The sequence below is a fragment of the Brevundimonas vesicularis genome (assembly GCF_027886425.1).
In the GTDB taxonomy this organism is placed as follows: Bacteria; Pseudomonadota; Alphaproteobacteria; order Caulobacterales; family Caulobacteraceae; genus Brevundimonas; species Brevundimonas vesicularis_C.
This window is the reverse complement of sequence record NZ_CP115671.1, coordinates 1,752,889-1,777,850: the sequence shown is the minus strand read 5'-3', so window position 1 is coordinate 1,777,850 and position 24,962 is coordinate 1,752,889. Positions and strand designations below refer to the sequence as shown.

Annotated in this window: 40 protein-coding genes; 29 read left to right on the top strand and 11 right to left on the bottom strand. The window is 63.7% G+C overall.

The features are described 5' to 3' along the window. Positions 1-57 precede the first annotated feature (57 nt). Both PFY01_RS09120 and PFY01_RS09115 read left to right on the top strand, forming a co-directional pair. On the top strand, positions 58-1,005 hold the full coding sequence (locus PFY01_RS09120) for a hypothetical protein (protein WP_271041006.1): 948 nt from the start codon (positions 58-60) through the stop codon (positions 1,003-1,005). Further along, on the top strand, positions 1,002-1,376 hold the full coding sequence (locus tag PFY01_RS09115; RefSeq protein ID WP_271041005.1) for a hypothetical protein: 375 nt from the start codon (positions 1,002-1,004) through the stop codon (positions 1,374-1,376). Before PFY01_RS09120 ends, PFY01_RS09115 begins: the two co-directional genes overlap by 4 nt. On the opposite strand, the gene PFY01_RS09110 is transcribed toward PFY01_RS09115, so the two are convergent. Together PFY01_RS09110 and PFY01_RS09105 are read right to left on the bottom strand one after the other, a co-directional pair. Then, positions 1,373-1,594 (bottom strand): hypothetical protein, encoded by a 222-nt coding sequence (locus PFY01_RS09110; RefSeq protein WP_271041004.1) that lies wholly within the window; start codon positions 1,592-1,594, stop codon positions 1,373-1,375. The genes PFY01_RS09115 and PFY01_RS09110 overlap by 4 nt on opposite strands. A gap of 145 nt (positions 1,595-1,739) precedes the next feature. Beyond that, positions 1,740-1,994 carry a hypothetical protein gene (locus PFY01_RS09105; RefSeq protein ID WP_271041003.1) on the bottom strand — a complete coding sequence of 85 codons (255 nt, stop codon included), beginning with the start codon at positions 1,992-1,994 and terminating at the stop codon, positions 1,740-1,742. Here PFY01_RS09105 and PFY01_RS09100 point away from each other — a divergent pair. From PFY01_RS09100 to PFY01_RS09030, 15 genes are all read left to right on the top strand, one after another. Beyond that, positions 1,975-2,403, top strand: coding sequence for a hypothetical protein (locus tag PFY01_RS09100; protein ID WP_271041002.1), 429 nt, complete (start codon positions 1,975-1,977; stop codon positions 2,401-2,403). The genes PFY01_RS09105 and PFY01_RS09100 overlap by 20 nt on opposite strands. 3 nt (positions 2,404-2,406) lie before the next feature. Continuing rightward, positions 2,407-2,829 (top strand): hypothetical protein, encoded by a 423-nt coding sequence (locus PFY01_RS09095; RefSeq protein ID WP_153925109.1) that lies wholly within the window; start codon positions 2,407-2,409, stop codon positions 2,827-2,829. 1 nt (position 2,830) lies between these two features. Next, positions 2,831-3,211, top strand: coding sequence for a hypothetical protein (locus PFY01_RS09090; RefSeq protein ID WP_271041001.1), 381 nt, complete (start codon positions 2,831-2,833; stop codon positions 3,209-3,211). After that, entirely contained in the window at positions 3,184-3,498 is a 315-nt protein-coding gene (locus tag PFY01_RS09085; RefSeq protein ID WP_271041000.1) for a hypothetical protein, read from the top strand. Before PFY01_RS09090 ends, PFY01_RS09085 begins: the two co-directional genes overlap by 28 nt. 61 nt (positions 3,499-3,559) lie before the next feature. After that, complete coding sequence (locus tag PFY01_RS09080) at positions 3,560-3,832, top strand: hypothetical protein (RefSeq protein ID WP_271040999.1); 273 nt, start codon at positions 3,560-3,562, stop codon at positions 3,830-3,832. Beyond that, entirely contained in the window at positions 3,825-4,226 is a 402-nt protein-coding gene (locus tag PFY01_RS09075) for a hypothetical protein (protein WP_271040998.1), read from the top strand. The genes PFY01_RS09080 and PFY01_RS09075 overlap by 8 nt, the downstream gene beginning before the upstream one ends. 47 nt (positions 4,227-4,273) lie before the next feature. Beyond that, on the top strand, positions 4,274-4,567 hold the full coding sequence (locus PFY01_RS09070) for a superinfection immunity protein (protein WP_271040997.1): 294 nt from the start codon (positions 4,274-4,276) through the stop codon (positions 4,565-4,567). Between the two features lie 402 nt (positions 4,568-4,969). Beyond that, positions 4,970-5,311: a hypothetical protein gene (locus tag PFY01_RS09065; protein WP_271040996.1), complete on the top strand. Its 342-nt coding sequence runs from the start codon at positions 4,970-4,972 to the stop codon at positions 5,309-5,311. A gap of 68 nt (positions 5,312-5,379) precedes the next feature. Next, a complete protein-coding gene (locus tag PFY01_RS09060) occupies positions 5,380-6,048 on the top strand; it encodes a phage regulatory protein/antirepressor Ant (RefSeq protein ID WP_271040995.1) in 669 nt (222 codons plus the stop codon). A 76-nt stretch (positions 6,049-6,124) separates the two neighbouring features. Next, positions 6,125-7,249: a DNA cytosine methyltransferase gene (locus tag PFY01_RS09055; protein WP_271040994.1), complete on the top strand. Its 1,125-nt coding sequence runs from the start codon at positions 6,125-6,127 to the stop codon at positions 7,247-7,249. Positions 7,250-7,319: 70 nt separating this feature from the next. After that, entirely contained in the window at positions 7,320-8,414 is a 1,095-nt protein-coding gene (locus PFY01_RS09050; RefSeq protein ID WP_271040993.1) for a DUF262 domain-containing protein, read from the top strand. Beyond that, on the top strand, positions 8,411-9,127 hold the full coding sequence (locus PFY01_RS09045) for an MAE_28990/MAE_18760 family HEPN-like nuclease (protein ID WP_271040992.1): 717 nt from the start codon (positions 8,411-8,413) through the stop codon (positions 9,125-9,127). The genes PFY01_RS09050 and PFY01_RS09045 overlap by 4 nt, the downstream gene beginning before the upstream one ends. A gap of 64 nt (positions 9,128-9,191) precedes the next feature. Next, on the top strand, positions 9,192-10,292 hold the full coding sequence (locus tag PFY01_RS09040) for a hypothetical protein (RefSeq protein WP_271041058.1): 1,101 nt from the start codon (positions 9,192-9,194) through the stop codon (positions 10,290-10,292). A 170-nt stretch (positions 10,293-10,462) separates the two neighbouring features. After that, entirely contained in the window at positions 10,463-11,440 is a 978-nt protein-coding gene (locus PFY01_RS09035) for a hypothetical protein (protein ID WP_271041057.1), read from the top strand. 172 nt (positions 11,441-11,612) lie between these two features. Continuing rightward, positions 11,613-12,152: a hypothetical protein gene (locus PFY01_RS09030; RefSeq protein ID WP_271040990.1), complete on the top strand. Its 540-nt coding sequence runs from the start codon at positions 11,613-11,615 to the stop codon at positions 12,150-12,152. Between the two features lie 12 nt (positions 12,153-12,164). On the opposite strand, the gene PFY01_RS09025 is transcribed toward PFY01_RS09030, so the two are convergent. Next, positions 12,165-12,479, bottom strand: coding sequence for a hypothetical protein (locus PFY01_RS09025; RefSeq protein ID WP_271040989.1), 315 nt, complete (start codon positions 12,477-12,479; stop codon positions 12,165-12,167). A 66-nt stretch (positions 12,480-12,545) separates the two neighbouring features. Here PFY01_RS09025 and PFY01_RS09020 point away from each other — a divergent pair, with 66 nt between their 5' ends. The 10 genes from PFY01_RS09020 to PFY01_RS08975 all read left to right on the top strand — a co-directional run bounded on the left by PFY01_RS09020 (position 12,546) and on the right by PFY01_RS08975 (position 19,467). Beyond that, positions 12,546-13,145: a hypothetical protein gene (locus PFY01_RS09020; RefSeq protein ID WP_271040988.1), complete on the top strand. Its 600-nt coding sequence runs from the start codon at positions 12,546-12,548 to the stop codon at positions 13,143-13,145. Next, positions 13,145-13,522 carry a DUF6950 family protein gene (locus PFY01_RS09015; RefSeq protein ID WP_271040987.1) on the top strand — a complete coding sequence of 126 codons (378 nt, stop codon included), beginning with the start codon at positions 13,145-13,147 and terminating at the stop codon, positions 13,520-13,522. Before PFY01_RS09020 ends, PFY01_RS09015 begins: the two co-directional genes overlap by 1 nt. Beyond that, the gene (locus PFY01_RS09010; RefSeq protein WP_271041056.1) at positions 13,523-14,482 is read left to right on the top strand and encodes a hypothetical protein; all 960 of its coding nucleotides are present in this window, start codon (positions 13,523-13,525) and stop codon (positions 14,480-14,482) included. Next, positions 14,452-15,387, top strand: a complete 936-nt coding sequence (locus PFY01_RS09005; protein WP_271041055.1) for a phage tail protein — start codon at positions 14,452-14,454, stop codon at positions 15,385-15,387. The genes PFY01_RS09010 and PFY01_RS09005 overlap by 31 nt, the downstream gene beginning before the upstream one ends. A gap of 49 nt (positions 15,388-15,436) precedes the next feature. After that, positions 15,437-17,260, top strand: a complete 1,824-nt coding sequence (locus PFY01_RS09000; RefSeq protein WP_271041054.1) for an SGNH/GDSL hydrolase family protein — start codon at positions 15,437-15,439, stop codon at positions 17,258-17,260. A 20-nt stretch (positions 17,261-17,280) separates the two neighbouring features. Then, positions 17,281-18,039: a hypothetical protein gene (locus tag PFY01_RS08995; RefSeq protein ID WP_271040984.1), complete on the top strand. Its 759-nt coding sequence runs from the start codon at positions 17,281-17,283 to the stop codon at positions 18,037-18,039. 65 nt (positions 18,040-18,104) lie between these two features. Beyond that, complete coding sequence (locus tag PFY01_RS08990; RefSeq protein WP_271040983.1) at positions 18,105-18,263, top strand: hypothetical protein; 159 nt, start codon at positions 18,105-18,107, stop codon at positions 18,261-18,263. Between the two features lie 255 nt (positions 18,264-18,518). Next, a complete protein-coding gene (locus PFY01_RS08985) occupies positions 18,519-18,755 on the top strand; it encodes a hypothetical protein (protein WP_271040982.1) in 237 nt (78 codons plus the stop codon). Continuing rightward, the gene (locus PFY01_RS08980) at positions 18,743-18,997 is read left to right on the top strand and encodes a hypothetical protein (protein WP_271040981.1); all 255 of its coding nucleotides are present in this window, start codon (positions 18,743-18,745) and stop codon (positions 18,995-18,997) included. The genes PFY01_RS08985 and PFY01_RS08980 overlap by 13 nt, the downstream gene beginning before the upstream one ends. Beyond that, a complete protein-coding gene (locus PFY01_RS08975) occupies positions 18,994-19,467 on the top strand; it encodes a hypothetical protein (RefSeq protein WP_271040980.1) in 474 nt (157 codons plus the stop codon). Before PFY01_RS08980 ends, PFY01_RS08975 begins: the two co-directional genes overlap by 4 nt. A 15-nt stretch (positions 19,468-19,482) precedes the next feature. On the opposite strand, the gene PFY01_RS08970 is transcribed toward PFY01_RS08975, so the two are convergent. Together PFY01_RS08970 and PFY01_RS08965 are read right to left on the bottom strand one after the other, a co-directional pair. Next, positions 19,483-19,620 carry a hypothetical protein gene (locus PFY01_RS08970; RefSeq protein ID WP_271040979.1) on the bottom strand — a complete coding sequence of 46 codons (138 nt, stop codon included), beginning with the start codon at positions 19,618-19,620 and terminating at the stop codon, positions 19,483-19,485. Between the two features lie 49 nt (positions 19,621-19,669). Then, positions 19,670-19,861 carry a hypothetical protein gene (locus PFY01_RS08965; RefSeq protein ID WP_066550153.1) on the bottom strand — a complete coding sequence of 64 codons (192 nt, stop codon included), beginning with the start codon at positions 19,859-19,861 and terminating at the stop codon, positions 19,670-19,672. Positions 19,862-20,212: 351 nt separating this feature from the next. Here PFY01_RS08965 and PFY01_RS08960 point away from each other — a divergent pair, with 351 nt between their 5' ends. Together PFY01_RS08960 and PFY01_RS08955 are read left to right on the top strand one after the other, a co-directional pair. Continuing rightward, entirely contained in the window at positions 20,213-20,833 is a 621-nt protein-coding gene (locus tag PFY01_RS08960; protein ID WP_271041053.1) for a glycoside hydrolase family 19 protein, read from the top strand. A gap of 249 nt (positions 20,834-21,082) precedes the next feature. Continuing rightward, a complete protein-coding gene (locus PFY01_RS08955) occupies positions 21,083-21,385 on the top strand; it encodes a hypothetical protein (RefSeq protein ID WP_271040977.1) in 303 nt (100 codons plus the stop codon). 508 nt (positions 21,386-21,893) lie between these two features. Here the strand turns inward: PFY01_RS08955 and PFY01_RS08950 are convergent. The 6 genes from PFY01_RS08950 to PFY01_RS08925 form a co-directional block, all read right to left on the bottom strand. Beyond that, positions 21,894-22,142, bottom strand: coding sequence for a hypothetical protein (locus PFY01_RS08950; RefSeq protein WP_271041052.1), 249 nt, complete (start codon positions 22,140-22,142; stop codon positions 21,894-21,896). Then, positions 22,139-22,519, bottom strand: coding sequence for an SOS response-associated peptidase family protein (locus PFY01_RS08945; RefSeq protein WP_271040975.1), 381 nt, complete (start codon positions 22,517-22,519; stop codon positions 22,139-22,141). Before PFY01_RS08945 ends, PFY01_RS08950 begins: the two co-directional genes overlap by 4 nt. Positions 22,520-22,839: 320 nt before the next feature. Then, positions 22,840-23,076 (bottom strand): hypothetical protein, encoded by a 237-nt coding sequence (locus PFY01_RS08940; RefSeq protein ID WP_271040974.1) that lies wholly within the window; start codon positions 23,074-23,076, stop codon positions 22,840-22,842. 130 nt (positions 23,077-23,206) lie between these two features. Next, positions 23,207-23,683: a hypothetical protein gene (locus PFY01_RS08935; RefSeq protein WP_271040973.1), complete on the bottom strand. Its 477-nt coding sequence runs from the start codon at positions 23,681-23,683 to the stop codon at positions 23,207-23,209. Further along, positions 23,680-24,555 carry a tyrosine-type recombinase/integrase gene (locus PFY01_RS08930; RefSeq protein WP_271041051.1) on the bottom strand — a complete coding sequence of 292 codons (876 nt, stop codon included), beginning with the start codon at positions 24,553-24,555 and terminating at the stop codon, positions 23,680-23,682. Before PFY01_RS08930 ends, PFY01_RS08935 begins: the two co-directional genes overlap by 4 nt. Continuing rightward, entirely contained in the window at positions 24,555-24,872 is a 318-nt protein-coding gene (locus PFY01_RS08925; RefSeq protein ID WP_271041050.1) for an Arm DNA-binding domain-containing protein, read from the bottom strand. The genes PFY01_RS08930 and PFY01_RS08925 overlap by 1 nt, the downstream gene beginning before the upstream one ends. Positions 24,873-24,962: the final 90 nt, after the last annotated feature.

Here is a 24,962-nt window from a genome sequence, read left to right as displayed (position 1 = left end):
AAACGGCTCTTCCGGGAGCTGGCGGCGAAGTATGGCCCGGAGGTCGCCCAGGCCTTCATGGCAGCAGTGAAAGACCTGACCCGCGAGGTTGAGTTCCAGAAGCTGCTTCTGGCCCTGGAGCGCCGCGACCTCGATGCCGCCATGCAGGCGCTGCACATCGACCGAGCCGCGTTCCAGCCGCTGGAAGCCAAGTTGGTCGAGGCCTTCACCGCCGGGGGTCAAGGCGCTGTCGCCACCATGCCGGCCGCTGTGTCGATCGGCTTCCGCTTCGACCCCGGCAACCAGCGCGCCGCCGCGATCATCCGCGAGACGGCCGCCACGCTCATCACCCGCCTGACCCAGGGCGAAATCGATCAGGCCCGCGCTTTCCTTGCCGACGGCATGGCGCGCGGCGCCGGCCCGCGGTCTATCGCGCTGGATCTGGTCGGAAGGATCAGCCGAGCCACCGGAAACCGCGAAGGCGGCCTGATCGGTCTGTCTGGTCCGTATCGTGACTACGTCGCCACCGCCCGCGCCGAGTTGGCGTCGACGGACCCTGCCCTGCTCCGCAACTATCTGACCCGGAACCAGCGCGATCGCCGCTATGACCGGGCCGTGGTCCGCGCCATCGAGACAGGCAAGCCCGTCCCGCCCGAGACCGCCCGCACGGCCGTCACCCACTATTCCGCCCGCCTGGTCCGTCTTCGGGGCGAGGTCATCGCGCGTACCGAAGGCCTGCCCGCCATCCGCGCCGCCAAGCATGAGGCGTTCCAGCAACTCGTCGACGATGGCCGGGTCGGGGTCATGGACATCGTGCGCGGCTGGTCCACCACGGAAGACGGACGCCAGCGCGACACTCACGACGCCATGAACGGGCAAGAGGTGCGCGGGCTCGACATGCCGTTTACCAGCCCGAGCGGCGCCCAGATGATGTTCCCCGGCGACACCTCACGCGGCGCGCCGGCGTCCGAGATCGTGGCCTGCCGCTGCGACGAGTTCATCGCGATCAGGAAGTGGCCCCTATGAGCATCCTCGACGGTGTTGCTGATGAGGCGCTGGAAGACTTCGGAGACGACTTCGAAGACGGCTCCCTCACTGTTCCGGGCGCCCGCACTCCAGATGGCCAGGGCGGTTACACCACGGGCCCGGCGACCATCTACCCCTGCAAGGCCCTGGTCGGCAGCTACAAGGACACCCGCCGCGTCGCGCTGGGCATACCTGCAACCGATCGACGCGTCTTGGTCCTCGCCGCCAGCCTGCCGTCCGGCATCCATCCAGCGAAGGGCCACAAGATCGCAGCGCCAGACCCCGCCAAGGGCCTGCTGATGACCACGTTCGAAGTCATCGAGCGGACAGGCGACCTGGCCGGCGCCCTAGCCGAGTTGCAGGCGCGCTAGGCGTCCTTCGCCGGCACCGGAGCGGCTTGAACGCCCTTCGGCAGCGACGCCCTCATCTCAGCGGCCTCGCGCCAGTCCAGTTCGACGGCTTCGCTCCGATCCGGCGACCATTCCTTGCCTGCTGTCAGATATTGGCGCGGCTCGGTGAGCGAGACGATGACGAGCTTCAAAGGTTCGGACATCCGGTCGTCATAGGAGACCCCGATGGCGAAAGTCACGCTCGACCTCGGCGCCATCGATGCCGTTTCGGATCGCGCGGCTGAAGCTGGCCTTCGACCGGCACTCGGGGAATACGAGCGCATCCTCAAGACCGACGTGCTGAACCGCGCCGGGACCGGGAAGCAATACGGGAAGCATCAGGCCTCAGCCCCCGGCGAGCCACCTGCCCGCGACCTGGGCAACCTCGTCGCCAACACGAACGCCGATCCGACCATCCGCGACGACGGGGACGCCAAGGTCGGCACGGTCACCGCCAACGCCGCCTACGCCCTGCCCCTGCACAACGGCACCGAGCGCATTGCGGCGCGCCCCTTCATGGATGTGCCGGCGAAAGAGAACCAGCGCGAGCTGACCGAGGCGTTCGTCAGGGGGCGAGAGAATGAACAGCACCGCCGCCATCTTCGCCCGCCTGAACAGCTCGCTGTCGATCATCGACCGCCTCGACGTATTCGAAGGCCGCGCCGCCATCTTCAACGACCGTGCCCCCGACGACTTCCAGTTCACGGGTAAGTCCGCCTTGGTGATCGCCGCGCCATCGGGCGACATCGACGCCAGCACCTTCTCCGAGACCATCCGCGACATCACCCAGGACGTCCGCCTCTACGCTCGCGACACCGGCTCGACAGCCGCCATCGACGCGCTGGGCCGCGACATCCGCGACCTCTTCCACCTCCAGGCCTCACAGATCGAGGTCGAGGACGGAACCTGCTCTCTCGCGACCGCTACCGGGCCGGTTGCAGCGCCGACCACTGACCCCTCGCTGGTCGGTCGGCGGGTTCAGCTCCGGCTCCAACTGAAAAAGGACTGACCTATGGCCTATCTGGCTCAAGGGGCGATCAAGGTCGAGGTCAACCTCGGCACCGACGGCTCGCCCGACTGGACGAACGTTCCCGGCGTCACCGTGGCCAATGGCCTCGGCTTCTCCGAAAACCGCATCGACGTCACCGACTTCGACACCGCCCCTGGCACGCAGGAAAGCATCTCGGGCGCCCGGCCTAACGTGCCCCTGACCTTCACCATGCACGATGAGCCCACGGATGAAGCCCAGATCGCCATCCATGAGGCCTGCGACGACAACGAGCCGATTGGCTTCCGCCTGCTGCGCGGTGCCAAGGCCCAGGAGTTCAAGAGCGTCCCGACCGTGTCGCTGACCGCCCCCGTCAACGGCGTGGTGACCTACAGCGTATCGGCGACCCCCGACGCTAAGCCGACCCGCACCACGGTCACGCCGTAACATGAACGACGCCCGCCTCGGCATTGTGCGCCTGTCGCTCCCAGACGAGCGGCAGGTCGCCCTGCAACTGACCTTCGCCGCCTTGGACGCCAAGGGCCATGATTGGCTGCTGGATCGCTTCAAGGTGCTCCAGAAGGGCCGTGCCGGGGCGTCGTCTGCGCTCGGTGATCTGCTGGAGGTTCTGACCGCCGGCGCCATCACCAAGGCAGACGTGATCGGGGCCCCTGTCGCCGTCTACCCGCTGTCGCCTTGCATGAAAGCCTGCTGGGATGCTTGGGAACTTGCCCAATACGGCCCGGCCGGGAGGTCCGCCGAAGCTGGCCCCGCAAACCCTCAGACGCGCCGGCCGACGCTGTGGAGGCGGCTCTTCGGGCGGCGCTGAAAGGCGGACTGTCCGAAGCCGAGTTCTGGAAGCTGACGCCCTATCGCCTGGGCATGATCCTGACCGAGCGCGGGCGCGGTGAAGCGGCCTCGGCCCTCTGGACCGGGTGGATGGTCGCCCGTCTCGCCGTTGAGCGGGAGCCGACGCTGTCAGGGCCGCAGCACTATTTCCGCGAGTTCTTCGACCCGACAGGCAAGGCCTCCGACGCCGAGGCGATGGCCGACGCCGAGTTCAACCGGATCGCGCGCGTCTATGGTGTCGAGATCGTGGACATACAACCCGATTGAGAAACCTTCGCAATGATGTGAGAGTTTGACGGACGCCCTCCGTAGGACCACATATCCGGCAATGAACATCTTCGTCGTCGTCAGCCTTGTCCCAAACTCCGCGCTTCAGATGCGCATCCACCAGAGCTACCCGGGAAATGTCTTGAACTTGAGCGACAGCGCTACGCTGATCGCTGCAACCGGCACGGCGCAAGATATTTCAACGACTATCGGACTTGCTTCAGGCGAGTTTAACTCGGCCGTCGTGATCGGCATGTCGACGTACCATGGCCGTGCGCCGGTCGACATATGGGATTGGATGAAGGCAAAGATCGAGGCTCCTGCTCATGGCTAGACCGCCAACTGCCGATAATGGCAGGTCGGTCACGCCGGACGACCGTTTCGCCCAATCCGTTCCGCCGGAAGTTGCCGGTAGCCACAGCTTCCTGCTTCAGGCCATGTTCGAGCTGAAAGGCTCGTTTTCGCGAGTTGAGCAAAAGGTTGATGCTCTTCAGGCGACGGTCGACAAGCTTGAAACCCAAGTTGACGACGTGAGGGCAAAAGTCTCGTTTGTTCGGGGCGCGGCCTGGGTTGTAGGTGGCGTTATCGCTGTGGTCGTGCTGGTGGTTGGGTGGCTTGTTGCAGGCGATCTTCGTTTAAAGGTGGAAGCCGGTAAGGAAGATGCTCCGCCATCTGCGCCAGCAGTTCTCCCACAAGGCAAGACTTCGCCCGACACAAAGGCGGGTTGAGCCAGAAGCTCTCGACGCCTAGCCTGTCGCTCTTTCGGGAGTGACGAATGAGAAACATCGATCTGAAGACGGCTTTGATCGCTGCCATCATTCTGCTGGTGATCGTGCTTCTGTCCGCCAGCCGCGCGCTCGAAATCAGCGGGGGTCACCTGACCTTCGCAGTTATCGCCCTGGCGCTGTATTTTATTCCAACGCTGATAGCGCTGCATCGCCAACACCGTCAGAAGCTGCCGATTTTTGCGCTCAACCTGCTCCTGGGTTGGACATTCCTAGGATGGGCGGCCGCAATCGTGTGGTCGCTTACTTCTGAGAGAGACCTTTCTCGACCAACCGCCGAATAGCCTCTGCTCGCGACGGAAGGTCGTCCTGTGTTCGTCGCCAGTCGTCCACTTTGGCCAGCCAATCGGACGGGACGCGCATCTCGAAGCGCTCGGAAGAGGTCGGTTTATCGGTCATGACGTATTGTCCGTAACACCCGTTGACACCGGACGCAAGGTTACGTACAAACCGGACAGCCCGGCCAGAGATTGCAGTCTCTGAACCGGGCCTAACCGCAACGGATCGAACGAGGATCACGTCATGGCTTCCGCAGCCCATACCATGCCTGCCCGGCTGAACCCAAGCTGGGTGTCCGCTCCCTACCCGCTCGGCGATCTCGCCCGCTTCTTCAACGGTCGCGGCAACGCTCCAGCAATCGTCTCCAATGTCCCGGCCCGCCCGGCTCCCGCTGCGGAGCTGGTCGCATGCTGAGCCGCCGCAATCTGTTCGCCGCAGCGCCCGCCGCCGTTGTGATCGCGGCCATTCCAGCCGTCGCCGCCGCCGCGTCCAGCGATTTCGCGACCTGGGAGCGGATGACCCAGAGCATCGACGAGCGCATCAAAGGGTGCATGGACGATGACGAGGTAGACACGCTCAGCAGCCAACGTTGGGATTATGAGCGCCTCATCGCCAAGACGCCCGCTCGCAGCCGGGACGACCTGCTTGTGAAGGTGCGGCACCTAAAGCACCTCCGGGCCTGTGACCTCGACGCCGACGGCTACAACATCGTCGAACAAATCGCCGCTTTCCTAGAGGGGGTAAACTGATGGTGGCTCTAACCAAACGCGAACCCCTCGCCTTCCTGGCAGTCGAGGCGGACGGCGCACCGCAGACCATGTCATCGGTCGAGATCGCCGAGCTGACCGGGAAGCGCCACGATCACGTGATGCGCGACATCAAGGTCATGCTGGACGAGCTACAAACGCCAGCCCCCAACTTTGGGGGCTCCTATCTCGGGGCCAATCGGAGACAGTTTCCGTGCTTCAATCTTCCCCGCCGTGAATGCCTGATCCTAGTGTCCGGCTACAGCGTCGAGCTTCGCGCCAGGATCATCGACCGATGGGAGGAGTTGGAGCGGACTGCACAAAAACCTACCATCGACCTGAACAATCCGTCGCACCTTCGTCTCCTGCTTGCCGACTACGCAAACGACAAGATGGAGATGCAGGCCCAGATCGCGGACCTGACGCCCAAAGCTGACGCGCTCGACCGGATCGCGACGGCGGAAGGCTCGCTCTGCATCACCGACGCGGCGAAAACCCTGCAAATCCAACCCAAGGTGCTGTTCGCCTTCTTGCGTTCGCACCGCTGGATTTACGGTCGGGTCGGCAACGCTGGGGACGTGGCGTACCAGGACAAGCTGGCCAGCGGTCTGCTGGAGCACAAGACCACGACGGTTCATCGCTCGGACGGTAGCGAGAAGGTGGTGACGCAGTGCCGTGTGACACCGAAAGGCCTCGCGCGCCTTGCGAAGGAACTAGAGCCCAGCGTGAGGGCTGCATGAGGAAATTCATTCTCGATACGTCCGTTTCTGACGAGTCCGCGGTGCAACAGGGCGAAGCCATCTCGCGGGTGGCGCAATGAGCGGGCTAAACAGAATCATGGGACGTGCTACTCCGACCATCATGGCGGAGACCATAAACCTCCCGAAAGATCGGGAACCGATCGTGAAAGTCGTAGACCTGTTCTGCGGCGCCGGCGGACTTGCGTTTGGACTTAAGACAGCTGGACTGACGATAGCCGCGGGCGTCGATCTCGACCCAGCCTGCAAACACCCGTTTGAACAGAACTGCGGCGGTCACTTCGAAAAGAAGAGCGTCGCTGAACTCACCCCGTCGGACCTGCAGGACTGGTTCACTGGTGCCGACGTCCGCGTCCTCGCTGGATGCGCGCCATGCCAGCCGTTCTCGACCTATTCCCAGGCTCGCAAGACGCCGGACGGCCGCTGGGATTTGCTTCGCTCGTTCCTTCGACTGGCCGAAGAGGTCCGGCCTGAGATCGTGACGATGGAAAACGTCCGAGGCCTCGCAGCGAAACCTATCTGGCAGGAGTTCGTGGGTGGGCTGAAGGCTGTCGGCTACCATGTCGCTTGGGACGAAGTGGTCTGCACCGACTACGGGGTCCCCCAGTCCAGGAAGCGCCTAGTTCTGGTGGCCTCACTTCTGGGCCCCATTGATGTGCCCAAAGCGGCTACCGGCGAGCTTCCCATCACCGTCCGATCAGCTATCGCCACGCTTCCGGCGCTGAATGCTGGTCAGGCAGCCAAGGGTGACAGCCTCCATGTGGCGTGCAAGTTGAGCGAGACCAATCTAAAGCGCATAAAGGCCTCCAAGCCTGGAGGAACCTGGCGGGATTGGCCGGCGGATCTCCGAGCCAAATGCCACACGAAGGAGACGGGCGAGACCTATCCGTCGGTTTACGGGCGGATGACGTGGGACGACCCTGCCCCGACGATGACCACTCAGTGTTTCGGTTACGGCAACGGACGCTTCGGCCATCCTGAACAAAACCGAGCGATCACGCTTCGCGAGGCTGCAATTTTGCAGTCGTTTCCGCGCGAGTACAGCTTCCTGAGAGACGGTGAAACACCGACTTTCGCCAAGGTCGGCATGCTGATTGGCAACGCGGTGCCACCTAAGCTTGGGGAGGCTATTGGACGGGCGATCTCATCCCACATCAAGGACGCCAACCCTCTAAGTTCGTAGCCACTTTGAAATTCGAACAACTCCAGTTAGTCGGAAGCGACACTTAGCGCTGCGCGCAGGGGAGATTCTGGTGGCGAAGAAGAAGGTACGAGACCCGGCAGAAATCGCTGCTGCAGAAGCGGCTATTTCATCTGTCGCAAGGCAGGTGAAGTTTACTGTATCCGAGTACCCGATATCAATTTACGTCTCCCGGTTTGAAGATGATGTAACCGGCCGGTTCTTCGTCCCAGAATATCAGCGCAACTTAGCTTGGCACCCAGGCCAGCAGTCATCTTTCATCGAGTCGTTGTTGGTCGGGTTGCCGATCCCGTTTTTGTTTTTCTACCAAACGCCTGACGGCCGAATGGAGATCGTGGACGGCTCACAAAGGATGAGGGCGATGCGAGCCTTCCTGAAGGAAGACCTTCGCCTTTCCGATCTGGTTTTGCTGCCTGAGCTCAACGGCTTCACGTTCAGCGAACTTCCGACAGATCGCCAGAACAAGCTCGAAGACGTTACGGTCCGGACGATCGTGCTGGACACAAGCACAGATCCGTCAACGCGGGCGGAGATGTTCGCGCGGATCAACAAATCAGGTACTACAGCAAACGAAGCTGAAATCCGCCGCGGATCGCTGCCAGGCCCAGTGACGGAGTTGATCAGAGAACTCGCCGAAAGCGAAGAGCTGGCCGCTGCCACGCCGATGTCTCAAAAAGTAGTCGACCAAAGGGAACGTGAAGAGCTCACTACCCGCTTCTTCGCCTATCTCGACGGGTGGGAGACGGAAGAAGGACGATTCCCAGGTTACCGAGACCGTCCAAAGAAGTATCTCTACGACTACCTGCGCAAAGCGAACGCCGCAGCCGCCGACGATGCCGCAGTGGTTGACGCCATGCGTGCCGAATTCCTTAGGATGCTAGAGTTCGTCGCCGGTCATTTCCCCCACGGGTTCCGAAAGAACGCGACCGCTAACAGCGTTCCGCGCGTTCGGTTCGAAGCGATTGCCATTGGATCAGCGTTGGCACTCCGCCAACAAGAGGATCTGGCCGTCCGACAGGATGAGATCGCGGCCCGGATGGAGGCGCAGTCGTTCGATCAAGTGGTGGTTTCCGGGAGTGCGAACGTCAGGAGCAAGCTGGAAGGTCGGATTGAGATCGTGCGGTCAATCCTCTTGGATGCGGCATGACAACCCTAACCTCATCCCTCGCCGACCGACGAGAAGAGTTTGATGGGCATTATGCTCTCGCGAAAGCTCTTGAAGATCGAATGATGCTTGAGGAGGTATCGTCACTCGGCACAGTGAGCCTATCTGCTCGACATATAAATACGATCAAATCTGGCCTGATCATTCATCTTTATAACATTGAAGAGGCGATCCTCACTCAAGCTCTGGGTTTTCTCGGCGAGGCGATCGGAGCATCCGAACCACGGAACTGGACGTCCCACTCCCTCAAGGAATGGCTGCGGGAAACGGTAGTCGGACGAATGGTCGAGGGTGGTGAGGACGGCCGGCTCGACACAATTTTCTCATCATCCGCCAAGCTGCTGAGCACTACATCCCTAGGACCTCAACTGCTCAAGAAGCCCTCGGGCACGTGGGACGATAAGGCTGTTGCCCTTTTCATGCGGCGAGCAAACATCCGCATCAACATGCCCCCCGAGATGTGGGTCCGGATTTCGCCGAAACCTGAGTACGGCGACATGACGGCTCTTCAGTTTCTCGCCGAGCGCCGAAACGCGATTGCTCATGGACGTCGCACTTTTGAGCAGGGGGCCAACGACCTCCAGTTGGCCGATATTAAGCAATTGTCGGAGGTCGTGCTCGACTACCTATCGTATGTTGCTGACGCCTTCCAAAATCACGTCGCGGTCCGAGCTCACCTAGTGCCAGCTGCTTAGTTCAGCGAAGATCCAACAATCTCTTAAAGGCTCGCTTCGGCGGGCCTTTTTCTTTGGAGGTCTTATGACCGACAGCCCCGTTGTTGGCTCAGCCTCGTTCGAGCTGCGCGCCACTAAGGACAAGTTCAAAGCTGACCTAGCTGGAGCTGAGCGCGACCTAAAGATCGCGACCGGCAAAATGGAGGACGATGCCAACAAGGCCGGTGAGCGCGTCGGCGGGTCTTTGGGACGCCTGTCTAAGGGTATCGCCGCAGGCATTGCAGCGCTGACGGCTGTCTTCGCTGCCGGTCTGGCCATGGCCCTTCAGTTCCAGCAAGCCAGCTTGAAGATGGCCGACACGCTCGCCAACTCGGCTCAACGTATCGGTATCTCGGCCTCCGCTCTTCAGGAATGGCAGTACGTCGCCAGAAAGACCGGAGAAGACGCGACTGCGGTCGGTGGCGCGTTGGAGAGGTTCGCAGACAAGGCCGCAGGCGCAGCGTCTGGACTCTCCAAAGGTGATGTGAAGCTGTTCCGCTCCATCGGTTTGGAGCCTGAAGACCTCAAGCGCTTCAAGGACACGGAGGCACTGCTTGATGAGGTGATCGACCGCGTCACCGCCCTCAAAAGCGAAACTAGCCGCGCGGCAGCGGCAAACTCATTCGGCCTAGATCCTCTGGCGACAGCGCTGCGCACCGGCGGCGATGAAGTGGCCCGCCTCCGCGACGAAGCCCAGGCCCTAGGCTTCGTGATGGACGAGAGCCTCATCCGAAAAGGGGCCGAGGCTCAAGGCAAGATGGAAGACCTGGCTCAGGTCATCGGCATTCAAATGGCGGGGGCTTTCATTGATCTGTCCGATGAAGTGCTCACCTTCACCGGTCATATCGCAAACGCCATCAGCGGGCTGAACAGCTTTATCGAGCGGTTCAGCAACTTCAAAGCCAACACGAACGCCATGTACGGCGACAACTTCGTGGAGGACGTTGTCGGCGGGAATAGCTGGCAGGCACTGAAGAGCGGTTTCGGCAGCGTATTTTCAGGCCGCACCGCCCGCGCGGCCGGGGATATCCGAGCTGGGAACAGCCTCCTGATTATGGGACTCCAATCGATCAGTCGGCGGTTGCCGCGTTCGGCGTCTCTCCTCGCGCGCCCAGAACGCCCCGCAACGGTCTTTCTGACGTTCTGACGATCCCGCCCGGCCGCCAGCGCGTCGATCGGTCGGCAGAACGTGAAGCCCGCCGCGCCGAACGCGTTGAGCAGGAAATCTTCCGCGCTCGCCAGCGCCTGCTCCAAGTCGCCGAAGACGACATCCTCACCGCTCAACAGCGCTACGACATTGCTCGCGAGCAGCTGAAGATGGACCGGGAGGCACGCGACGCGGAAATCCAGAGCAAGACCGACCGGGGCGAGATCAAGGCTGCCGAGCGCCGACAGTTGGATGCCGCCAACGCTTCGGCCGACACCCTGGAAGACGGGCTGCTGACCGACAACGCCTTCCGCGAAATCCAAGACGAGCGCTTGGCGACAGAGAAGCTGCTCTCAGGCCTTACCGCCGATCTGCTTTCCCTTCAGTCCGGCGCCGCTCGCACCGCGAAGGAACGTCAGCGGATTGAGCTGGATTTGCTGGAGATCACCCAGCGTCAGCGGCGTGAAGCGCTTCGCCTGGAGCTGGAGCGAAACCCAAACCTGACCCAGGCTCAGCGCGACGACGCGATGGCGACCAATGGCCGGATCGACAGAGCCGAGCGCAACGGCGTCATCAGGAACAACCTCACCCCGCTCGAGAAGTGGCGGGATGAAAGCCTGAAATCCGCTGACGAAATCTCGGAGGCCTACGAGAACGTCGCGGCGCGTGGCCTGGACGCGCTGAACAACGGACTGGTTGACGCGATCACCAATAGCCGGAGCCTCGGCGAGGTGTTCAGCAATGTCGCGCGTCAAATCCTCGCTGACCTGGCAGCGATCGCGGTGCGCAAGTCGATCACGGAACCGCTCGCAGACATGCTGTTTGGCGGATCGGGGGTGGCGGTGGCGTCGGCTCTTCGATCTTCTTGGCAATCAAGTCAGCGCTTCGGATCCCAGGCTTCTCCAGCGGCGTCAGCAACTTCGGCGGGGGCTCGCTTATGTCCATGCAGGCGAAATCCTGGCCAACCTGCCGGCGGGCACAGACGTCATCCCGGCACACGCTGTCCAGGCGATGGGCAGTCGCTCGGCACCGACGATCTTCGACATGAGGGGTGCTGTTATGACCGCCGATCTCCTTGCCGAAGTAAATCAGAAGGTGGCCTCCGGTTCGGCAACCGCGATCCGCACGTCCACCACCATCGCCCGTAAGGGTGCGCCGGCGGCTCAACAGTCCATGCGTCGCCTGGGCCGCACCTGATGGACTTCTGGCCTTGGGACTTGCTCACCCCGCGCCGGGAGCATTGGCGGTTGCGGGGCGTCACAATCAACGGGGGTGACTGTCGAAGGCGCCAGTCCTGTCGCCCGCACCGATGGCGGCGGGTTGTGGGTCGGCGAGCAGGAAATCCTAGTTCACGGCCGCGACGCAATCAAAGCCGTTCGGGCGATCGAGGCCTGCCTTGATGCCGGTATCGGCAAAATGGTGGTGTGGTCCTGCGAGAAGCCATTTGCTCCAGGTGATCTGTCCCTGCCGGATGTTCCGCACAGCGACGGCACCGCGTTCGGCGACGGCTCGCAATATGCCTCGGCCCCGGCCGGCGCCACGGTCGCAGTCTCAGCCCCCAAGCGCGCCACGGTTTTGACCATCGCCATGATTGCGGGCGTGATCCAGGGCGGTGAGAACTTCTCGATCACCCATCCAACGAAGGGCACGCGTCGCTATCGGGTCGCGCGGGTTGAAGGGGATGAGATCACCATCCGCCCTCCGCTGCGCGAAGCCGTCGCGGTCGGAGAAGAGATCAACTTCCTTCGTGTCGGCTGCGTCTGCAAGCTGGCCAATCCCGACGACTTCCTTGATGGCTTGGACGCCCAGCGCGGCCGGGAAATCATGGTGGCCAAGGCCATGTGGGTAGAGGCGTTCTGATGCTGCCCGAGATCAATCCTCGTCCCGGCTCCGAGCCGCTGCCCACGACCGAGCCAGCAGCGTCTCCGCAGACTGCGTGCCTGTTGCGCGAGAAGCGGCGCCTAGGACTGCTATCGCCTTCTCGTGAGCCTTCTGAAGAAGCCCAGCAGCGCTTCCGTCGCTTGGGTATCTGAACCGCACCGTCGTTGAGACATGATGTGCGACGCCGACCTCGTCGAGCGTCTCGGGCAAGACCATCCTCACCGTCGCCTTCCAGACCCCTGTCTCCACCGCTTCGATCTCATCGAGTTCATAGCTCAATGGATCAATCGCAAACCCGTCAGTCATGATCGTCTCCCCAAATCGCCGGCAGGTTGCTGGCGATGAGGCGGTAAGTCGAGTCCCGGAGGCGCTATGCTCCCTACGCAAGCCGCCGCGATGTCTGCGCTCCAGGCGCCGCGCTATTCCCTGTTCTTCCTACTGAAGACGAAAACGCAGGGCTACGTCCGCGCCTGGCTGGGCGTCGGCGATTACGATCTGCCGGCCGACGACGTCGATCAGGACGGCGGGACGTATCTCGGTATTGGTTTGGTCGGCGACATACCGGCCTTGAGCCAGCTGATTGGCGGGCTGGGTGAACGGGTCGAGTTCACGCTCAACGGAGCAGACGAGATCACCCTGTCCCTGGCCGATGATGACGCGGCCGAAGTCCGGGCGGCGCCGGTCAACGTGGGGGTCGTTTTCTTCGACGAAGACTGGCAGCCGGTGGATGACATCGCCTGGCTGTGGGACGGTACGGCCGATGTGCCTGCTGTGGATCGCGACGCGACCGAGACTGAGATCACCCGGCGCGTCACCCTGTCGGTCGGCTCTGGGTTCACCGATCGCACCCGGCCCCAGCTCGCGTTTTACACCGACGCCGAACAGAAGCGCCGGTCGCCTACGGACACCTTCTGCAGTCGGGTCGCGTCCTATTCGGTCGACTCGACAATCACCTGGCCAGCGCCGGGCTGATGCTCTCGACATTTCTGGAAGACCTGTCCCGACAGCCCTTCGCTGACGGCGCAGCGGACTGCGTGCTGAGCGTGGCGGACTGGATCGTCCTGAACGGCCATCCTGACCCCGCTGCGCCGTACCGAGGCCGATATCGCACGGCGCTGGGTCGACACCGGCTGATCCGCAAGTCCGGCGGCCTGCTGGTCCTGATGTCCGATGGCGCGGAGCGGGCCGGTCTGACCGAAACGACAAACCCGGTTCGTGGCGACGTCGGTCTGATTGTCGCTCATGGCCAGACGGTCGCTGCGATCTGCCTGGGTGAGCGCTGGGCGATCAAGGGCGACGGCTTAGTGGTCGCACCTGCTGAACGCCTGCTGATGGCCTGGAGGGTCTGAATGCCGCAAGCCATCCCGGTCGCCGCCGCCGCCTTCGCCAACTGGGCGTTCGCCGCAACCGGCCTCGCCTACGGTACGGCCGCTCATGCCATCGTCACCGCCACCCTCTACTACGGCGCCCAGGCCGCCCTCTATTCCGCCGTCAGCATGGGTCTGACGGCTATTGCCCAAGCCCAAGCCCCAGACCCCGAGGGCCAGAAGGTCACGCGCAAACAGGCCCGCCCGATCCGCGTCCATGCCGTAGGCGGCCCGTCGAGGATGTCGGGTGCCTACATGCTGCGCGAGGCCGTCGGCAATAAGTACGGCGCCGTGCTCGCCGTCTGCGAAGGTCGTCTGGCGTCAGTCGATGCTGTCTATGAGCACGACAACCTGATCACCCGGAACTCGGATGGTTGGGTCCAAGGTATGGCCGGCGAACAGTTCGGTTCCGGCGATCTGTTGAGGGTCCAGACGCGCCTCGGCAATCCGACCGAGACCCACTATTCCATGCTGACGCCGAACTTCGGCGCCTATTGGCCCACCTCGGCGCGGGGCGACGGCATCGCCTCTATTGGCATCTTCGCCCAGCACCGTTCACGCGAGAGCTTCGCGCGACATTTCCCGAACGGCGAACCCGTCGTCTCCATCGTCGCCGCTGCTGTTTGCTACGACTGGCGCGATCCATCGCAGAGCCGGACGGACCCTTCAACCTGGAAAGCCAGCTGGAATCCGGTCGTCTGGCTGGTTTTCGTCGAGTGGCATCGCCACGGACGCCGCTGGGAACGAAGCATCGCGCCGGTGCTGGATCAACTGACGGCCGAGGCTGACTATTGCGACCAGATCGTCACCCGCAGCGGCGTGACCGAGGCGCGCTATCGCTGCGCCGGCAACTATCCGGTCAACACCGAGCCGCAAGCGGTGCGAGAAGCCCTGCTGTCCACGTTTGACGGGTGGATGTCGCTGGACGGCCGGGGCGCCTGATCATCAAGGCCGGTCGCTATGTCGAGCCGACCTTCGCCCTGACCGGCGAGCATATCCAGGGCTACAGCTGGCGCGCCTTCCAGACCGATGAGGAAGCCTGCAACGCCCTGGTCGTATCGTTCGTCGATCCGGCGAAAGACTATACCGAGGTCGAGGCTGGCACGCTCTTCGACCAAGACGATATCGACGGTAGGAACGGCGTCGAAAGGTCCGAGGCCCTGCAACTGCCGTTGTGCCCGAGCGGCACTCAAGCCATGGAGCTGGCGCGGCGAAAGATGACGCGACTGACGGCTGAACGTCGGGGCCAGGTCCGCAGCTCGGTCTATGGACTGAACGGCTTGGGCGAGCGCTTCATCCGCATCCAGAACCCTGAACTGAACTCCATGGCGGATGTCGTGGTCGAGGTCACGAACGTCGAACTGGACATGGCCAACGCACAGGTCGTGTTCGATGTCGTCCTCGCCGACACCCAGATCGACGTGGGTGAAGCCGCCGCACCATCGGTGCCGCCGGTCGAAAAGCCGCCTGTCGTTCCCGGCGAGCAAGAGCCAGCCCGCAGGTTGATCAACCTGTCGGTTCCATACCCCACGTCCGCGACTTCCGACACGATCTCAGTTCTCGCCTTCAGTGGCGTATTACCCGACGGCTCAACGCTGAACCTGCCTGCCGCCACGATCACAGGTCTGGCGGCACTGACGCAATACGGCGTGTTCTGGCGAAGCGATGTCGGCTACGCCGCGCTGCCGGGTGATTTCGCCGCCAACGCCCTGGCGCTTGGTTCTTGGGTCTTCATCGGCTGGCAGGCGACGTCTGACGGGTCAGGCGGCTATCCGACATCCCCTCCCTCGCCTCCTGGCTGGGGCGGCGGCGGCAGTTCGCCGATCTATGAGCAGCAGGTCACTTAGCCGTCGAGACTGATCGGCTCCCTTACATCCAAATTCTTCGAGGTGCTCGATGGCTGATCCCGCCACCGTGAAGGCTCGCCTTCTTACGACCTTCCGCGACTTCCGCGTCGATGGCGTGCCGGCATCCGGCGCCAACGAGCCGGACAAGGCAGAAATCCGGTCGGCCCTGACGCCGGTCGTCGATTACATCGCCGATGTGGCCGCCTCGGTCAGCAATAGCGTCAGAGGTTACGCCCTGCTGGCGGACCTTCCGACCTTGACCGGGGCAGACCTCGGCCAGCTGGCCAAGGTCGAGCAGACAGGTCTGGTCTATCGGTGGGACGGCGACAGCTGGGAGCCGTTCGACGATCCGATCATCCAAGCTTCGGTGGACGCGCTCGCCAGCGCCAATGTCGCCTCTGCGGCCGCGACCGAGGTCACCGGCCTGGTGAAGGGCGAAGTCGCCGCCGACGAACAGGTCACGACCGATCCGAACGGCTTCGTTCTGGCCCGCGCCGGATCTCGGAACGCCCTGATGGCGGGCGTCCGTTCCCAGGTGGACGACGGCTTCTCCGGCGTGGCCGCTGTGGATCGCTCAGGCTTTCGCAGCAGCGGTGTCGACGAACGCGGCGCCTTCCTGGCCGGACTGACGGCCTTGGGCGACCCTGTGGAGCCGGGCGCGGTCTTCACGGATCGAAACGGCTTCCTGTTGCTCCGCATCGACGGCTCGGGCGCGGACAGTGGCGTCGCGCTGCCGGTCGAAGAAGTCCCCGACACCATGCCGTATTTCAGCGGCCTGTTGTGTGGTGTCCAGGGCGAGGACACGCCGATCTACCTGCGCAATCTCAGGGAGGCGCGGTCTGACGCGGCCGTGGTCACGGGCGTGATCGCCAGCACGGTCATCGGCAATCCCTACGCCCGTGTCGGCGCCGACGAGATCGTGGTCCGAACGGAGAAGCTCGGGGCGACAGCGGAACTCTCGCTTCGCAACAGCGTCGTGAACGCTCGACGGGTTCTGCCCCTTGTCGTCCGCACGGCCGCCAACCCCGCGACCTTCACATCCGGCTTCAATGTCCTGCCGATCGGCGACAGCATCCTGAACCGCCAGGGCGGAACGCTGATGAAGGCCTTCCTCCAGGCCTGGGGCTATGCGCCGAACTTCATCGGCACCATGCGCGGCTCTTCGACCCAGGCGAACAATGACGACATCACCGGGGAGTTGGGGGAGGTCCGCGAGGGTTGGGAAACCGGCGACTACACCAACACGATCACCGACCGCTCCTCCCCAGTCGCGCCGGGCGGAGAGGCGACCTATCTAGCGATGTCGAAGGGCGACCAGCGGGGCCGCAACCCGTTTATCAGGGAATCCACCGGCGGGGACAACCCCAGCATCGTCCGCAACGGCTATGTGCTGGACTTCGCCTTCTACCAGTCGCGCTTCAGCCTGCCGACGCCAAACATCATCATCTGGGAGTGCGGCACGAACGACATCCGGGATCGCGACGCGGGCGTGGTCTACGAGACGGTTCTGGCCAACGACCTGCTCATCCTGGCTCGAATGCGGGCGGCATGGCCGAACGCCAAGATCATCCGCGTCATGCCGGGCGCTCCCCGATCCACCAGCCGCGATGCGCTGTGGGCCCCCGAATACATCCCCGTCGTTCGCGCGATGAAGGATGCGCTGAAGACGCTCAATGACTCCAAGATGTACCTGTGCCCGGCTTGGGCGATGATGACGCAGGAGACGGGTTTCGCCCTGGCCGCCGCCACTCCGGACCCGACGACCGGCGCGCTCTCCGCCGATCTCGCCGACGACATCCACCCCATCAACAGCGCTCGCGCGCAGCTTTCCACGCCGTGTCCGCCTACGTCGCGTGCGCGGCGTCCAACCTGATCTGACAAGGAGATCGACCCATGGGCACGCGCCTGATCGCCAAGGACATCGACGCGGAGGACACCGCCGTCGAGTATCTGGCTCCCGTTCGCCGGGGGCTGGAAGCCATCCACTTCATGAACAAGACGCCGGAGAAGGTCGCCAAGAACTACGCGCCCGGCAAGCCGAACGCCGTATTCGTCGGATCACCGGTCTCGATCGGCGCGCAGTCGGTTCGGACCAAGAGCCTGAGCGCCTATGTGCAGACCCAGGTGCGCGAGGCGCGGGCCATGACCATCTTCTCGGTCGTCAGGACGCAGGACACCCTGGCGGACAACGCCACCCGGCCGATGTTCTATGGCACGTTCCGCTCGCTGCCAGCTGACGGCACGACGGCCGATACGACCTTCGGTATCTCGCTCTTTGCCGCAAGTGCGACCCAGTATTCAGCTGGGGCCGGGCGCGGAAACTCGCTTGCGGACCACACTTCCGGTCCCGCTACGCTGACGGTCGCGCCGGGCAGCTGGGCGTTGATGATCCACCGTACCGGCGTGGGCGCTTCCGAGGACACCATCGTTCGCAACGAAACGGCGGGAACACAGGCGCAGAACGCCTCCTCAGCCCTGCCGCGCTATCCGAGCCTGGGTCTTCTTCGCATTGGTTCCGGCTACACTCAGTTCGCCGGGCATGCCGACATGGCCTTTTTCCAAGCCCACTCCGTCGCCCTGACGACCGACGAGATCGCCACCGTCGTGGCAGACGTGCGCACTCACATGGCGCGGCGCGGGGTCACGATCTGACATCGCTGCGAAGCCGTCTCCACGTCGGCTGTCTGTGTTCGTGGGCTGACGACTTGGAGGGGCGGATGTTCGACCCGCGTGAAATGCCCTGGTTCTGGGGCCTGTGCGGCGGCCTGATCGCGGGCGGGCTGGGCATGATCCCGGCCTATGGATCGAAGGGCGCGACGCGCGAGGCGCGGGTGCGGGCTTGGCTGTCGCTGGCGGCCCGCGCGGACGTTTGGTGATGGCGTCGTTCAGCGCCCACATCGCCACGACAAGCACGATGCCGCCGACAAAGAGCCAGATTAGTTCTATGATCAGGCGTCGCATCGTTGGACAGACGCGACTGAAGCGCCATTGCGCCAATCACCGTCGCAGCGATCAGCACCAGAAGAAGCATCGTGGTCATGTCCATGAGAGGCAAGCGCCTCGCGGACCCGCCCGGTTCCCGTAAGCCGCCCAACGGCTGTTCCACCACGGCCTGACTATCGGAGACCTCCATGGCTCGTTTCATCCGCTGGGTGGCGGAACCCTTCACCGTGTTCGGGATCGGCGCGCTGCTGAACCTGATCCTGAGCGCGGCGGCCTATGCCGGCGTCATCGGGGCGGACCGGATCGACCCCGACTGGATTTTCCTCGCGGGCGCGGCGGGGGCATCGTCTCCGCCTTGGTCCACGTCGGGGTGGTGTCGCTGGGATCCGAACCGGCGACCTCGCGCGAGATCATGCGCGCGGTGATCGAGGGCGTGTTTGCCGTCGTCGTCGGCGCGCTGGTCGCCCGTTTCTGGGCCGCGCCCATCGCGCTGAGATTGGCGCCTGACATCAACCCGTCCGACCTAAGAGCCATCGGCTTCGGGATCGGCATGGGGGCATGGCGCTTTGCGCCTGGTCTGTTTGGGGCCGTCAAACTGCTGTCCAACCCCGCCACCCTTCGCGATCTGGCCCTGCGCTGGTTGGGCGGCACGAGGGCCAACCCATGACCCCTGTCGACATCGTCACTGTCATCGCCGCTGGATTAGTTGGACTGACCGTTCTCGCCCGTGCGGAATTGGTTTCGCCGCGCGTTCGCAGTTCCTACGCCAGCAACGGGTTCGTGCGGTTCGGCATGGACGCCGTCGCACTGGTGACGGTGTTCGTCATCTTCGAGGTCGTCGGCGGCGCGCATGTGCCCGACGCCGTCGCCTGGTTCTTCGTCATCGCCGCCCTGACCTCGACCGCCATGCTTATCAGCATGTTCGTCCACGATGGGCGCGAGGTGCTGGAGGTGCGGCGGGCGGAGACACGGGCCGCCGACGTTCAGGACATGAAGGAAGCGGTGGCGGAGACGGTCCCGCCGGTCGTGGAGCGCTCTCTGGAGAAGGTCGTCACCGGCTTTGCCGAACCGGCCCCAGACTATGACCGGCTGATCCGGATCGACCCGGTCCCGCCCGCCTCGCCGCGTGCCGACTGACGAACCCGGTTCGCGTCAGCGCCAGTGAATATGGTGAGCCACGGCCTCGCCGCCGGACACCAGGCTGAACGCAAAACCGAGCGCCGCCGCCACGATCAGGACGCGGGCGTGACGATGCGCGAAATAGAGAAGTTCACCGATCATGGCGGCCATGTAGGCTATGGATCAGCCGTTCGCCAGAGCGCGCTTGCGAGGCGCAGCGTCAGGCGAATGTCTGGGTGATCAGTTGATCGGTAAGGTCCAAGTGGACCTCCAGCGCCGCAATGGCCTCGGTTCGGGCACGCTCTGCGGCCGATCGATCACCCGCCGTCAGATGGGCTGCGAACTCGGTGATCTTGGCCGTCATCAGCTGTTCCGCGCCCATGGCGCGCCGCTCCAGCGTCCCGTCATCCATTCCACGTCCCCAATGGCTTTGCGGCCCAGCCGTTGATGTCCTCGCCCAGCCGGGCCGCCTGACGCAGTTCGGGCACGAGCTGCGACATTTATGGCTTAGCTGAATGCGGGGGTGGCTGTCACCTGATCCGCGGAACGCCCGCCAAGACCAGGCCGGTTAGCCAAGCCATCATCGTCAGCAGGACGGGTGCGACGTTTTTCTGATCCATACCCATCCGTCCCCCAATGGATTGGCCGGGGCATTTGCGGAACCGCCGGCCTGAAACTCCCCGCTAGAGCAAGCCGCAAGGCTCAACTCTCACGCTATGCGACGCAGCCTAAGCGCGCAACCCTTAACAACCGGAGACTGACCATGGGCCTCATACCGGCTGACAGGTTCCGTACGTTTGCGCCCAAGGCGACGGCGGGCACGCGCGAGGCGCTGGAGGCGGCAGCGGCCGCAAACGGCTTCTCCGGCTTGGTCCTGGCCCACTGGCTGGGTCAGATGTTCGTCGAAAGCGCCGGGTTCACGACCCGCGAAGAGAATCTGAACTATTCCGTCGATGGCCTCCTGAGGATGTTCGGCCGGCATCGGATCAGCGAGGCCGATGCCCGCAAGTTCGGTCGCGCGCCCGGCCGGCCCGCGCACCAGAACGCGATCGCCAACATCATCTACGGCGGAGAGTGGGGCCGGAAGAACCTGGGCAACACGGAGCCGGGCGACGGCTGGCGGTTCAGGGGTGGCGGCGAGAAGCAAATTACCGGACGGGCCAACTATCGCGAGGCCGGGCACGAGCATGATCCGGACACCCTGCGGACTGACCCAGTCGCGTCCGCCAGAGCTGCCGCCAACTTCTTCGTCAAGCACGGTTGCATCGCTCCGGCGCTGCGCGATGACGTGAAGGGCGTGACGCTGAAGGTGAACGGAGGCACCAACGGCCTAGATGCGCGCATAGCCGCCACGGCGGCAGCCAAGAAGGTCGTCGGGCTGTGATCGCCCTCGCCTTCCTCCGCTCCATCCCGCGCCTTCTCACCCCGCTCGGTTGGCTGATCGTCGCTATCAGCGCCACCTTCGTCCTGACCGGCGCCTACTGCTCTCACAAGGGCGCACAGGGCGAGCGGGGCCGGCAGGCGGCCCAGACACAGAAGACCAAGGCGAAGGCGTCAGGCGCGCGGGAAACCGCTGCTCGCGAGGCCTCCGTCGAAACCCCCATCATCAACGCCCGCGAAAAGGATCTATCCGATGCGGTCAACTCGCTCCCTGATGCTGTCCCTAGCGCTCGCCGCGTCCGCCTCGCTTGCGAGCGGTTGCGCCACCAAGGGGCCGCAGAGCGCCTTCTACCCGAGCCCTGCCGATCTGGCGATTGAGCCGAAGCCGGTCCTGGAGCCCGAAGCGATCTATTCGGAGGCTGCGCTCGACGCCTACGACATCGCCATTGAGGCGCGAGGTGATCGCCTGGCGGCCCAAGTCGGGCGGCTCTGCCGATTCTTCGATATGATGGGGATGCGAGGGCTGGATTGTCCGCCGCCGCCTCGACCGGGCTAGGAGGGCGGCATGGCTACCGAAACCATCTGAGCGTCGAGCCTCGGCTCCGCTATCGAGGCCCGCTCTCTTCGGAGGGCGGGCTTTCTTTCATCAGTGAGCGACGAGATGTCTGAGGTGATGCCAGTTTCGCACCACCATCACCGCCACCCCGACGCTCATAGCGACTGCCGGCGACAGAATGATCGTTCGGCGCAATCGGTGCGCCCAGTAAAGGGTCTCGCCTAAGGCGATGGACATCAGCATGAGCGTTTCCCCCGAAACAGCGTCGTAGCGATATGACGACACCGTTCGGGGAGCACCTCAAAACAAGATTTTGTGTCGGCGGGCGGACGTGCCGGTGCTGACTATTTCTCGCGGACCGCCGTTCGCATGAACTCCAATTAACGGGCCATGCTCTCGGTTTCAGCCTACGAAAATGCGTTCCCCTCCGTAGGAACACGGTGGCTCGGTGAATCCCCACCCTTCGCGAAGGGCGCCGGGCCACCACCCTTGCGGCCAGCCAGATCGTTCAAACCTCGCCGGCGGCATCGCTCGCCAATGCCGCTTGTTCGACGAGCAGCTTGCCAAGGGCGGCAGCGGCCTTTGGTGTCATGATCAGTTGCTTGTGCGACAGAGCCATTTCGCCGCGAAGCTGTTCTTGGACGTCAGCGAATTCGAGCCTCACGGCGAGCGCTTCATTCGTGAAGGTCGCCAGTTCGAAGTTCTGAAGCACCGAGAGCACCAGCTCTCCATCTTCGCGGCGTTCCCAGTCCATCATACATACTCCAGCGCGCCGTCATCCAGCGGGCGCTGAAGCTCTTTAGCGATGTCCCAAGGCTCCGTCATCCACGCCTCGATCTCGTCGGGCTCCGTCAGGATCACCGGCATGGCTTTGGGGTGAACCGCGCCGACCTCGGCGTTAGGTTCGGTCGTCAGGAAGGCGAAGACGTCGATCGTCTCCATGCCGGTCTTGATCTTGCGGACGCTCGTGTGGGCCTGGAGGTGGATGCCGGCGAAGAAAGCCAACGGCTCGGGCTCGTCGTCCGCGAGCTTGAACCAGATGGGGCGGTATTTTCCGGACGCGTCCCGGCCCGGTTCGCTAAAGGCGGGAATGGGACCAGACAGCGCGATGCCGGCGACAGATGCGAGCGCCAATGGCTGGAACTGGTATTGCGGACGTTGGTCGTGCCGCTGTCGGGCTCGAACTCCAGAATTTTCTGAAAGTCCACCTCGCCGCCCTTGGCGCGCAGCTTGTCGGCGCGCTTCGTCGCATTGTCGAAGATCATCTTCTTGGACGACGACATGCCCCAGCGCGCGGATGCTAAGATGCGCTCTGCGTCCTCCCAACGCACAATAGGGGCAGGATAGTCGGGATAGATGTCGCCCGGTGCCAGATTGCCGACCGTCGAGCGCATGGCACCGGCCATGTCCGTGATGGCCTGGGGGCCGGAGCGCTGGCGATAGAGGTTGCACATTCAGTCGAGCAGCCCACGCCGCTGCATATCCATGATGATGGGGTCGGTCAGCGAAGCGATGACCTCCAAATCGAAAGCATCTTCAGCTTCAATCTCGTCAGCAAATGTGCGCGGCTGGTTCTGGCGCAACGTCGATAGCCGCCATGATGATTGCATGACCTGTTGCCGGGCCAGGCGCTCAATCCGCTGAAGACGAACGCCCGCGCGCGATTTTATGAGGGTCTTCCGTGTTGCCATGGCTCCAGTCCTCCGAACCGGAACCTGACACGGCGTTATGCGATTGTGGAGTCGAGACCGTTTGCGATACCGGTTCCATGTGTTGCGCGACCTAAGGCCGTCACCTTTCGGGATGGCGGCTTTTCGTCTTTCAGCACTCCGCGAGAAATTCGGCCTCGGCCTCCGTTCCGATCCGCGTTCGGCTGCTGATCCAGACATCGAGACCCCGATAGTTCAGACCGCCGTTGTTCCGGGTCTTCAGGTGCCGGCCGGCCTCTTGGATCAAGAACCAGGTCCAGTGGGCCACGATGAGGATCTTCGGCGCCGTCGCTTCGTCGATCAGCGCGTCTATCTCTTCCAGCGTCAGGTCCGGTTCGCCGGCGGCCATCGCCAAAACTCCTTCAACTGCCCGCCCGTCCCTTGATGTCCGGATATGACGATCGTCGGGCCGGTTGCCGCATCGCTTGCAGACCATCTTGGCGCGCATGTCCCGCAGTGGCGTAAAGCGCTGGGCTTGGGGCAACTTCGCCCAAGCCGGGATGACGCGGCTGCCGCATTGGCAGACCAGAGCGCATTGATCGCCGCGGCGGATGTCGTCGGGCGTCGTGTCGTCCCGATAGTGAGTCATGCCTTCAGCGGATAGACGTTGTCGGCGCGGGTGACGCCCATGCAGTGATCGGCCCAATCGCTCATCAGCGCCCGCCGCTTCTCGAAAGCTGTTCCCCGCCGATAGGCTCGCTCGACCGCATTGCCGACGTTGTGGGCCAGAGCCTCCTCCAGCAGCTCTCGCGGATAGGTCGTGCAGTCCCCGGCCCAATCCCGGAAGCTGGAGCGAAATCCGTGAGGGGTCGCATCGGTGATCCCCATTTTCCGCATGACCATGGCGAGCGCCATGTCTGACAGCTTGCCGCCCTTGGCGCCGCAGAAGATCAGGCCGGTACGGTCGATCGGGTCAATGGCGTCGAGTACGGCCTTCGCGGCGTGAGACAGGGGGACGCGGTGTGTTTTGCCGGCCTTCATCCGCTCTGCCGGGATCGTCCAGACGTTGCCGCTGATCTCATCCCACGTCGCCCCTCTGACCTCACCCGACCTGACGCCGGTGAAAATCAGGAAACGCAGGGCGTCGGCACTCTCGCTGTGACGGCCGGAAAGCTGCTCGACGAAGGCGGGAACGCGGTCATAGGCCATGGCGGCATGGTGACCGCGGATGCGCTTCACACGTGGCAGCAGCGCGTCGAGGTGGCCTCGCAGGCGGGCGGGGTTCTCCCCGTGGCGCAGGCCCTTCACCTTCGCGGTGTCGAGGACGCGCTCTATCCGGGCGCGAAGTCGGGTCGCCGTCTCAGGAATGGACAGCCAGATCGGTTGCAGGGCCTCCAGCATCATAGCCGTGTCGACGGCGGTGATCTCCGCGCGCCAGATCACCGGGGCATGCTGTTTGAGCGATGCCTCCCACTGCCCGCGCTGCTTCGGCGACTTCCACGACGGCTCCAGGCTATCCATTAGCTCGCCGGCGACTTCGCTGAACAACGGCGTCCGTGCTGGCGCTGTCGGCGCGCGACGGGCCGCAATCGGATCCTCCCTGCCCTGAGCACGTCTCGAGCCTTGGATAGGGCTTCGCGGGCTTCCTTGAGTGGAACGGCCTCCAGGCTTCCCAGGCCCATCTCCCGACGGCGGCCGGCAAGGTAGAAGACAAAGACCCAGCGCCGGGCGCCGGTTTGGTCAATCCGCAGATACAGACCGTTGCCGTCGGCATGCAGCCCCGGCTCCTTCAGCGACCGCACCTTGACGGCCGACAGTCTGTTGATCTCGCGCGCCATTGCTCCTCCAGAACGGAACGAGAACATAGCCCAGCGACAATATCGGTCGCCACCCTAAGTCCCGCCCTAAGTTCGTGTCGCCGATGCCCG

Coding starts and splice junctions, on each gene's coding strand:
- PFY01_RS09120 (WP_271041006.1), top strand. CDS start 58: ATGGCAGCAGTGAAAGACCTGACCCGCGAGGTTGAGTTCCAGAAGCTG.
- PFY01_RS09115 (WP_271041005.1), top strand. CDS start 1,002: ATGAGCATCCTCGACGGTGTTGCTGATGAGGCGCTGGAAGACTTCGGA.
- PFY01_RS09100 (WP_271041002.1), top strand. CDS start 1,975: ATGAACAGCACCGCCGCCATCTTCGCCCGCCTGAACAGCTCGCTGTCG.
- PFY01_RS09105 (WP_271041003.1), bottom strand. CDS start 1,994: ATGGCGGCGGTGCTGTTCATTCTCTCGCCCCCTGACGAACGCCTCGGT.
- PFY01_RS09095 (WP_153925109.1), top strand. CDS start 2,407: ATGGCCTATCTGGCTCAAGGGGCGATCAAGGTCGAGGTCAACCTCGGC.
- PFY01_RS09090 (WP_271041001.1), top strand. CDS start 2,831: ATGAACGACGCCCGCCTCGGCATTGTGCGCCTGTCGCTCCCAGACGAG.
- PFY01_RS09080 (WP_271040999.1), top strand. CDS start 3,560: ATGAACATCTTCGTCGTCGTCAGCCTTGTCCCAAACTCCGCGCTTCAG.
- PFY01_RS09075 (WP_271040998.1), top strand. CDS start 3,825: ATGGCTAGACCGCCAACTGCCGATAATGGCAGGTCGGTCACGCCGGAC.
- PFY01_RS09070 (WP_271040997.1), top strand. CDS start 4,274: ATGAGAAACATCGATCTGAAGACGGCTTTGATCGCTGCCATCATTCTG.
- PFY01_RS09065 (WP_271040996.1), top strand. CDS start 4,970: ATGCTGAGCCGCCGCAATCTGTTCGCCGCAGCGCCCGCCGCCGTTGTG.
- PFY01_RS09060 (WP_271040995.1), top strand. CDS start 5,380: ATGTCATCGGTCGAGATCGCCGAGCTGACCGGGAAGCGCCACGATCAC.
- PFY01_RS09055 (WP_271040994.1), top strand. CDS start 6,125: ATGAGCGGGCTAAACAGAATCATGGGACGTGCTACTCCGACCATCATG.
- PFY01_RS09045 (WP_271040992.1), top strand. CDS start 8,411: ATGACAACCCTAACCTCATCCCTCGCCGACCGACGAGAAGAGTTTGAT.
- PFY01_RS09040 (WP_271041058.1), top strand. CDS start 9,192: ATGACCGACAGCCCCGTTGTTGGCTCAGCCTCGTTCGAGCTGCGCGCC.
- PFY01_RS09035 (WP_271041057.1), top strand. CDS start 10,463: ATGGACCGGGAGGCACGCGACGCGGAAATCCAGAGCAAGACCGACCGG.
- PFY01_RS09025 (WP_271040989.1), bottom strand. CDS start 12,479: ATGACTGACGGGTTTGCGATTGATCCATTGAGCTATGAACTCGATGAG.
- PFY01_RS09020 (WP_271040988.1), top strand. CDS start 12,546: ATGCTCCCTACGCAAGCCGCCGCGATGTCTGCGCTCCAGGCGCCGCGC.
- PFY01_RS09015 (WP_271040987.1), top strand. CDS start 13,145: ATGCTCTCGACATTTCTGGAAGACCTGTCCCGACAGCCCTTCGCTGAC.
- PFY01_RS09010 (WP_271041056.1), top strand. CDS start 13,523: ATGCCGCAAGCCATCCCGGTCGCCGCCGCCGCCTTCGCCAACTGGGCG.
- PFY01_RS09000 (WP_271041054.1), top strand. CDS start 15,437: ATGGCTGATCCCGCCACCGTGAAGGCTCGCCTTCTTACGACCTTCCGC.
- PFY01_RS08995 (WP_271040984.1), top strand. CDS start 17,281: ATGGGCACGCGCCTGATCGCCAAGGACATCGACGCGGAGGACACCGCC.
- PFY01_RS08990 (WP_271040983.1), top strand. CDS start 18,105: ATGTTCGACCCGCGTGAAATGCCCTGGTTCTGGGGCCTGTGCGGCGGC.
- PFY01_RS08985 (WP_271040982.1), top strand. CDS start 18,519: ATGGCTCGTTTCATCCGCTGGGTGGCGGAACCCTTCACCGTGTTCGGG.
- PFY01_RS08980 (WP_271040981.1), top strand. CDS start 18,743: ATGCGCGCGGTGATCGAGGGCGTGTTTGCCGTCGTCGTCGGCGCGCTG.
- PFY01_RS08975 (WP_271040980.1), top strand. CDS start 18,994: ATGACCCCTGTCGACATCGTCACTGTCATCGCCGCTGGATTAGTTGGA.
- PFY01_RS08970 (WP_271040979.1), bottom strand. CDS start 19,620: ATGGCCGCCATGATCGGTGAACTTCTCTATTTCGCGCATCGTCACGCC.
- PFY01_RS08965 (WP_066550153.1), bottom strand. CDS start 19,861: ATGGATGACGGGACGCTGGAGCGGCGCGCCATGGGCGCGGAACAGCTG.
- PFY01_RS08960 (WP_271041053.1), top strand. CDS start 20,213: ATGGGCCTCATACCGGCTGACAGGTTCCGTACGTTTGCGCCCAAGGCG.
- PFY01_RS08955 (WP_271040977.1), top strand. CDS start 21,083: ATGCGGTCAACTCGCTCCCTGATGCTGTCCCTAGCGCTCGCCGCGTCC.
- PFY01_RS08950 (WP_271041052.1), bottom strand. CDS start 22,142: ATGATGGACTGGGAACGCCGCGAAGATGGAGAGCTGGTGCTCTCGGTG.
- PFY01_RS08940 (WP_271040974.1), bottom strand. CDS start 23,076: ATGGCAACACGGAAGACCCTCATAAAATCGCGCGCGGGCGTTCGTCTT.
- PFY01_RS08935 (WP_271040973.1), bottom strand. CDS start 23,683: ATGACTCACTATCGGGACGACACGACGCCCGACGACATCCGCCGCGGC.
- PFY01_RS08930 (WP_271041051.1), bottom strand. CDS start 24,555: ATGGATAGCCTGGAGCCGTCGTGGAAGTCGCCGAAGCAGCGCGGGCAG.
- PFY01_RS08925 (WP_271041050.1), bottom strand. CDS start 24,872: ATGGCGCGCGAGATCAACAGACTGTCGGCCGTCAAGGTGCGGTCGCTG.